Here is a 7526-nt window from a genome sequence, read left to right on the forward strand (position 1 = left end):
TCGGGCATCCTAGCCTCCACCGAGGTCGCCGAGGACGGGACAGTCGAGGTCGGCGCCAAGCTGGCCATCACCGACGACGGCACGGGCGCCCCGGCCGCCGCGCCGGCCACGACCGCAGAGGCCGCCCCGGCGCCCGTGCCGTCGTCGATGATGGCCAGCTCGGCGCCGACCTCGACCGTCTCGTCCTCGGCGACCTTGATGGAGGCCAGGATGCCCGAGGCGGGGGCGGGGATCTCGGTGTCGACCTTGTCGGTCGAGACCTCGAGCAGCGGCTCGTCGGCCTCGACGCGCTCGCCCTCGGCCTTGAGCCAGCGGGTGACGGTGCCCTCGGTGACGCTCTCGCCGAGCGCCGGCAGGGTTACGGAAACCGACATGGTTTCAGTTGCTCCTAACGAATTGCGGAAAGTGGTCGTCGCGCCCTGTGATGACGTGAGCGTCAGTCGTGGGAGTGCAGAGGCTTGCCGGCCAGGGCCAGGTGGGCCTCGCCGAGCGCCTCGTTCTGCGTCGGGTGGGCGTGGATGAGCTGCGCGACCTCGGCCGGCAGCGCCTCCCAGTTGTAGATCAGCTGCGCTTCGCCGACCTGCTCGCCCATGCGGTCACCGACCATGTGGACGCCGACCACGGCACCGTCCTTGACCTGGACGAGCTTGATCTCGCCCGCGGTCTTGAGGATCTTGCTCTTGCCGTTGCCCGCGAGGTTGTACTTCAGGGCGACGACCTTGTCCGCGCCGTAGATCTCCTTGGCCTTGGCCTCGGTGATGCCGACGGAGGCGACCTCGGGGTGGCAGTACGTCACCCGGGGCACACCGTCGTAGTCGATCGGGACGGTCTTCAGACCGGCCAGGCGCTCCGCGACGAGGATGCCCTCGGCGAAGCCGACGTGCGCGAGCTGGAGCGTCGGGACGAGGTCGCCCACGGCCGAGATCGTCGGCACGTTGGTGCGCATGTACTCGTCGACCAGGACGTAGCCGCGGTCCATCGCGACGCCCTGCTCCTCGTAGCCGAGACCGGCGGAGACCGGGCCGCGGCCGATGGCGACCAGGAGGACCTCGGCCTCGAAGGTCTTGCCGTCGGCCAGGGTGACCTTGACGCCGTTGTCGGTGTACTCGGCGGACTGGAAGAAGGTGCCGAGGTTGAACTTGATGCCGCGCTTGCGGAACGCGCGCTCAAGGAGCTTCGAGCTGTTCTCGTCCTCGACCGGGACGAGGTGCTTCAGGCCCTCGATGACGGTGACGTCGGTGCCGAAGGACTTCCACGCGGAGGCGAACTCGACGCCGATGACGCCGCCGCCGAGGATGATCGCGGACTCGGGGACCCGGTCCAGGGTCAGCGCGTGGTCCGAGGAGATGATCCGGTTGCCGTCGATCTCCAGGCCGGGCAGGGACTTCGGCACGGAACCGGTCGCCAGGAGGACGTGACGACCCTCGACGCGACGGCCGTCCACGTCGACGGAGGTCGGGGAGGACAGGTGGCCGGTGCCCTCGATGTAGGTCACCTTGCGGGAGGCGACGAGACCCTGCAGACCCTTGTACAGGCCCGAGATCACGTCGTCCTTGTACTTGTGCACGGCCTTGATGTCGATGCCCTCGAAGGAGGCCTTGACACCGAACTGCTCCGCCTCGCGCGCCTGGTCGGCGACCTCGCCGGCGTGGAGCAGGGCCTTCGTGGGGATGCAGCCGTTGTGCAGGCAGGTGCCGCCGAGCTTGTTCTTCTCGATCAGTGCGACGTCCAGGCCCAGCTGCGCTCCGCGCAGCGCCGCGGCGTAACCGCCGCTACCGCCGCCGAGGATCACTAGGTCGAAAACGGTGCTGGCGTCGTTCGCCACGTCACGTCCTCCATGCATGTGCGCTCGTCGCCGGTCGTCGACGACCGGGCGGCGGCTGGTGTCCGGCCGCTTTATTTCGGCCCTGTGGTGGGGGCCCTGTCCTGCCGAGAACCCATCTTCGCACTTGTTGACGGGCGACGGGACGCGGGGCCGGGCTCTGAGACGGCCGATCGTCCGTACGGCGGGGTCACGAGCACGGACGAACCTACGGATTTCGTCGTCGGCGAACAGGTACGGCCCCGGGCTCGGAGCCCGGGGCCGTACCTGTCACGGGTGCGATCAGAGCTCGCCGGCCGCCGTGCGCTCGGCCAGCTTCACCAGGGTGCGGACCGAGGAGCCGGTGCCGCCCTTGGGGGTGTAGCCGTACGGGGCGCCCTCGTGGAAGGCCGGGCCCGCGATGTCCAGGTGGGCCCAGGTGATGCCCTCGCCCACGAACTCCTGCAGGAAGAGACCGGCGACCAGGCCGCCGCCCATCCGGACGCCCATGTTCGCCATGTCGGCGGTGGGGGAGTCCATGGTCTTGCGCAGGTCCGCGGGGAGCGGCATCGGCCAGGACTGCTCGCCGACCTCCTCGGCGATCTCGTGGATCGCGGTCCGGTAGTCGTCGTCGTTGGCCATGATGCCGAAGGTGCGGTCGCCCAGGGCCAGGACCATGGCGCCGGTCAGGGTCGCCACGTCGACGATCGCGTCCGGGTGTTCCTCGGAGGCCTTGGTGATCGCGTCGGCGAGGACGAGCCGGCCCTCGGCGTCGGTGTTCAGGACCTCGACGGTCTTGCCGCTGTACATGTTCAGGACGTCACCCGGGCGGGTGGCGGAGCCGGACGGCATGTTCTCCGCGAGGGCGAGCCAGCCCGTGACGTTGACCTCCAGGCCGAGGCGGGCCGCGGCGACGACGGTGGAGAACACGGCGGCGGCGCCGGCCATGTCGCACTTCATCGTCTCGTTGTGGCCGGCCGGCTTCAGGGAGATGCCGCCCGAGTCGTAGGTGATGCCCTTGCCGACCAGGGCGAGGGTCTTCTCCGCCTTCGGGTGGGTGTAGGCGACGCGGACCAGGCGCGGCGGGTTCACGGAGCCGTTGCCGACGCCGAGGATGCCGCCGTAGCCGCCCTTGGTGAGCGCCTTCTCGTCGAGGACCTGGACCTTGAGGCCGTGCTCCTTGCCGGCGGCCTGGACGGCGGCGGCGAAGGTGGCCGGGTAGAGGTCGTTCGGCGGCTGGTTGACCAGGTCGCGGGCGCGGTTGATCTCCTCGGCCACGGCCTGGGCGCGCTCGGCGGCGGCCTTGTGGGCCTTGTCGCGCGGCTTGGCGCCGAGCAGGGCGACCTCGGCGAGGGGCTTCTTCGCGTCCTTGCCGTTGTCCTGGTACGCGGTGTAGGCGTACGCGCCGAGCAGGGCGCCCTCCGCGATGGCGCCGGCGTCGTCGGCGGTGGCGATCGGCAGCGCGAACGCGGCCTTCTTCGAGCCGGTCAGGGTGCGGGCGGCGGTGCCGGCGGCGCGGCGCAGGGTCTCCGCGCCGAAGGACTCGCCGTCCTCGGGGGCCGCGCCGAGGCCGACGGCCAGGACGACGGGGGCCTTGAGACCGGCGGGGGCGGGCAGCTTCGTCGCCTCACCTTCGGCACCCGAGGCGCCCAGGGTCTCCAGGACGGCGGCGAGCCGGCCGTCGAAGGCCTTGTCGACGGCCTCGGCGCCCGGGGCGACGACGATCGTCTTCCCGGACTTCGCGACGCCGACGACGAGGGCGTCGGCGCGCAGCGTCGCCGCGCCGGCAGTGCTGAGAGTGAGAGCAGTCACGGTGGTGAAATCTCGCTTCCATTGAGTTCTGTGGCGGTCGAGGGATGGGCCGACCGTGCCCGCCGCATCGTATTTCGGCCCGAGGAGCGCCGAGAACGAGCCTACGCTCGCTCACCCGGTTCGCTCACGGCGGCGGGGATTCACTCATCCGTGGTGTCTCTTTCATGTTTACCCTTCCGGCCTCTGTCTCCCGGTCACACTCGCCTCATTCACGCAAGGACGACACACCGTCCTTCGCCTCATCTGCGACATCTCCACGCGTTCCGCCGGTTCGGGCGGGGCCCGTCGAGGGGGGACACCAGCCATGGACTCCGGCCGAATCCGTACGCCCAGAACCGCGCCCCGCACCGCCGCCGGCGCCCGCACCGGGGCCCGCACCGGCCCCCGTACCGGTCCTCGTACGGGCAGGATCGCGGCCCTCGCCGCCGCCGCGCTGCTCGCCACCGTCGTCCCCTCCGCGCAGGCGGTCGCCGCGACGGCACCCCGCGTGGACCTCGCCGTCCTCGTCGTCGACGACGGCGGCAGCGCGGTCGGGGCGATCACCGCCGAGCTGCAGGGCTCCGGCGTCCCGTACCGCAGGATCGACCTGAACGACCCGAACCGGCCCGTCCTCGACACGGCCTTCCTCAGCGACACGGTCGACGGGCGGCCCCGCGCCAAGTACCAGGGCGTCGTCCTGCCCCACGAGAGCGCCTTCGGTCCCGACTCCGCCGAGGCCACCGCCCTCCAGACGTACGAGCGGACCTTCGGGATCCCGCAGGTCGACGCCTACACCTGGGCGCACCCCGGCGTCGGCCTCGACTACACCGACCAGGGCGGCTGGTCCGGCGTCCTCGACGGCCACCGGGCCGACGTCACCACCGCCGGACAGGCGGGCCCCTTCCGGTACCTCGCCGGGGCGCTGACCTTCGAGGACAACGACCCCTCGATCTCCGAGAGCTACGGCTACGCGGGGCGCCCCCGCGCCGGCTACACCAGCTACCTCGACGTCCCCGTCGACGGCGGCGGCCGGGCCAGCCTCGTCGGCGAGTACGCCGCCGACGGACGCCGCGAACTCGTCGTCACCTTCGCCTACAACCAGTACCAGCGGCAGTTCCGGGCCCTCGCCCGCGGCATCGTCGACTGGCTCACCCAGGGCGTCCACCTCGGCCAGAGCCGCAACTACCTCTCCGTCCACGTCGACGACGTCTTCGCCCCCGACGCCCGCTGGGACCCCGCCCTCAACTGCACCCCCGGCGACTTCGACTGCGTCGGCGGCGGCGACGCCGTCAACCCGATCCGCATGACGGCCGCCGACGCCGAGTACGCCGCAGCCTGGCAGAAGGCTTCCGGCTTCACCCTCGACATGGTCTACAACGGCGGCCAGGGCGAACAGTGGAAGACCGAGCACGGCGGCGCCGACGCGCTCACCGACCGGCTCGTCGCCGACCGCGCCCAGTACCGGTGGATCAACCACACCTACACCCACCCCTTCCTCGGCTGCGTCCAGGACAACGCCGTCGTCCCCTGGCAGTGCGCCAAGGACACCGCGGGCAACACCCTCTGGGTCAGCCGCTCCGAGATCTCCGGCCAGATCCGCGACAACTACAACTGGGCCGTCGGCAAGGGCATCTCCGTCGACCGCTCCGAACTCGTCACCGGCGAGCACTCCGGCCTCAAGACCCTGCCCCAGCAGCCCGTCGACAATCCCAACCTGGCCGGCGCCCTCGCCGACAACGGCGTGAAATGGACCGCGAGCGACAACTCCCGCGAGCCCCAGCAGCGCGCCGTGGGCACCGGCACCGTGAAGACCGTGCCCCGCCACCCCATGAACGTGTACTACAACGTGGGCACCGCCGCCGAGATGACCGATGAGTACAACTGGATCTACACCTCCCGCGCCGACGGCGGCAGCGGGATCTGCGAGTCCAACCCGACCTCCACCTGCCTGCCCGCCCCGCTCCCCACGGCCACCGGCTACGCCGACCACATCGTGCCGCAGGAAGCCCGCACCGCCCTCTCCCACGTCCTGGGCAACGACCCCCGGCCGCACTACGTGCACCAGTCCAACCTCGCCGAGGAACGGCTTCTCTACCCCGTCCTCGACCGCGTACTCGCCGACTACCGGGCCCTGTTCGCGGCGAACGCGCCCCTGGTGAACCCGGCCCAGAAGGACGTCGGCACCGAACTGAGCCGCCGCGCCGCCTGGGACCAGGCCGTCACCGCCGGAAAGGTCACCGCCTACCGCATCGGCACCACGGTCACCGTCAAGGCGCCCTCCGGCGTCACCGTGCCCGTCACCGCCCCCGAGGGCACCCGCAAGAAGCTCCTCCTCGGCAGCACCGCCTTCGGGACGGCCTACGCGGGCACCCGCTCCGCCTGGACCACGCCCGAACTGCTCCAGACCGCCGTCACCCTCACGCTCCCGACCGCCTGACCGGCACGTCCTGACCAGCACGCCCTGGGGGGAAACCGCACATGCCGAGCAGTGGCCGTCACGTCACCATGCTCACCGAAGGCACCTACCCGCACGTCCACGGCGGCGTCAGCACCTGGTGCGACCAGCTCGTCCGCGGCATGCCCGAGGTCGACTTCGAGATCCTCGCCCTCACCGGCAGCGGCCGCGAACCCGTCACCTGGGAGCTGCCGCCCAACGTCACCCGGCACACCGCACACCCCCTCTGGGGACCCCCACAGGGTCCGGCCGTGCGCCGGCCCCTGCGGGGGCGCGAACGCCGCCGCTTCCTCTCCGCGTACGAGAGCCTCCTGCTCGCCCTCCTCGACCCCGAGGCGGGCTGCGACTTCGGCACCGGTCTGTACGAACTCGCCGAACTCGCCCGGCAGGGACGGCTGACCCCCGCCCTCCGCTCCGAGCCCGCCCTGCGCTCCCTCATGTGGATCTGGACCATGCCGCACCTGCCCACGCTCGCGGCCCGGCCCACCGTCCACGACGCGCTCACCGCCACCGACCTGCTCGAACACGCCCTGCGCCCGCTCGCCGCCCGGATAGCCGACGGCAGCGTGGCCCACGCCGTCTCCAGCGGCCTCGCCACGCTGCCCGCGCTCGCCGCGCAGCACTTCGAAGGGGTGCCCTTCCTGCTCACCGAACACGGCATCTACCTCCGCGAGCGCTACCTCGGCTACCGCACCGAAGCGCAACGCTGGCCCGTCAAGGCCCTCATGCTCGGCTTCTACCGCGAGCTCAACACCCTCGGCTACCGCAAGGCCGACCTCATCACCCCCTGCAACCAGTACAACCGGCGCTGGGAGGAGCGCGGCGGAGCCCCCGCCGACCGCATCCGCACCGTCTACAACGGCGTCGACCCCGCCCTCTTCCCCGAGGCCGGACCCGAACCCGAGACCCCCACCCTCAGCTGGTGCGGCCGCGTCGACCCCATCAAGGACCTGGAGACCCTGATCCGGGCGTACGCGATCTGCCGCGCCGAACTCCCCGAGCTGCGGCTCCGGTTGTTCGGCCCGGTCCCCGCCGGGAACGAGGACTACCTGACCCGCCTGGAGAAACTCGCCGCCGAACTGGGCGTCGCCGACGGGGTGACCTTCGAGGGCCGGATCAGCGACGTCCCCTCGGCCTACGCGGCCGGCAGCGTCGTCATGCTCTCCTCCATCAGCGAAGGCTTCCCCTTCTCCCTCATCGAGGCCATGTCCTGCGGCCGCGCCACCGTCTCCACGGACGTCGGAGGCGTACGGGAGGCCGTCGGCGACACCGGGATCGTCGTCCCGCCCCGCGAACCGGCCGTCATGGCCGCCGCCGTCTCCGCGCTCCTCGTGGACGGCGCCCGTCGCGCCGAACTCGGCCGCCGCGCCCGGCAACGGGTCATCGACGAGTTCACCCTGCACCGCTCCGTGGACGGCTTCCGCCGGATCTACCGCGAACTGGCGGGCGCCCGCCCGGCGCGCCCGCCAGTTCGCGGTA

Annotated in this window: 5 protein-coding genes; 2 read left to right on the forward strand and 3 right to left on the reverse strand. The window is 71.5% G+C overall.

Translation table 11 applies throughout. From position 1 onward, the window contains the following. From CCN56_RS29220 to CCN56_RS29230, 3 genes are all read right to left on the reverse strand, one after another. Positions 1 to 374: biotin/lipoyl-containing protein (locus CCN56_RS29220; protein WP_306300644.1), on the reverse strand; the 374-nt coding region annotated here is incomplete at its 3' end. Positions 375 to 436: 62 nt separating this feature from the next. Next, the gene (gene lpdA / locus CCN56_RS29225; RefSeq protein WP_086830968.1) at positions 437 to 1825 is read right to left on the reverse strand and encodes a dihydrolipoyl dehydrogenase; all 1389 of its coding nucleotides are present in this window, start codon (positions 1823 to 1825) and stop codon (positions 437 to 439) included. 279 nt (positions 1826 to 2104) lie between these two features. After that, positions 2105 to 3613 (reverse strand): leucyl aminopeptidase, encoded by a 1509-nt coding sequence (locus tag CCN56_RS29230; protein ID WP_086830969.1) that lies wholly within the window; start codon positions 3611 to 3613, stop codon positions 2105 to 2107. A gap of 304 nt (positions 3614 to 3917) precedes the next feature. Between CCN56_RS29230 and CCN56_RS29235 the strand changes: the two genes are divergently transcribed. Both CCN56_RS29235 and pelF read left to right on the forward strand, forming a co-directional pair. Next, on the forward strand, positions 3918 to 6029 hold the full coding sequence (locus CCN56_RS29235; RefSeq protein WP_086830970.1) for a hypothetical protein: 2112 nt from the start codon (positions 3918 to 3920) through the stop codon (positions 6027 to 6029). A gap of 41 nt (positions 6030 to 6070) precedes the next feature. Then, positions 6071 to 7526 (forward strand): GT4 family glycosyltransferase PelF (gene pelF, locus CCN56_RS29240; RefSeq protein ID WP_086830971.1); only part of this gene is annotated, 1456 nt, incomplete at its 3' end.

Origin of the sequence: Streptomyces sp. NRRL B-24572 (genome assembly GCF_002156145.1) — a bacterium.
Lineage (GTDB): Bacteria > Actinomycetota > Actinomycetes > Streptomycetales > Streptomycetaceae > Streptomyces > Streptomyces vietnamensis.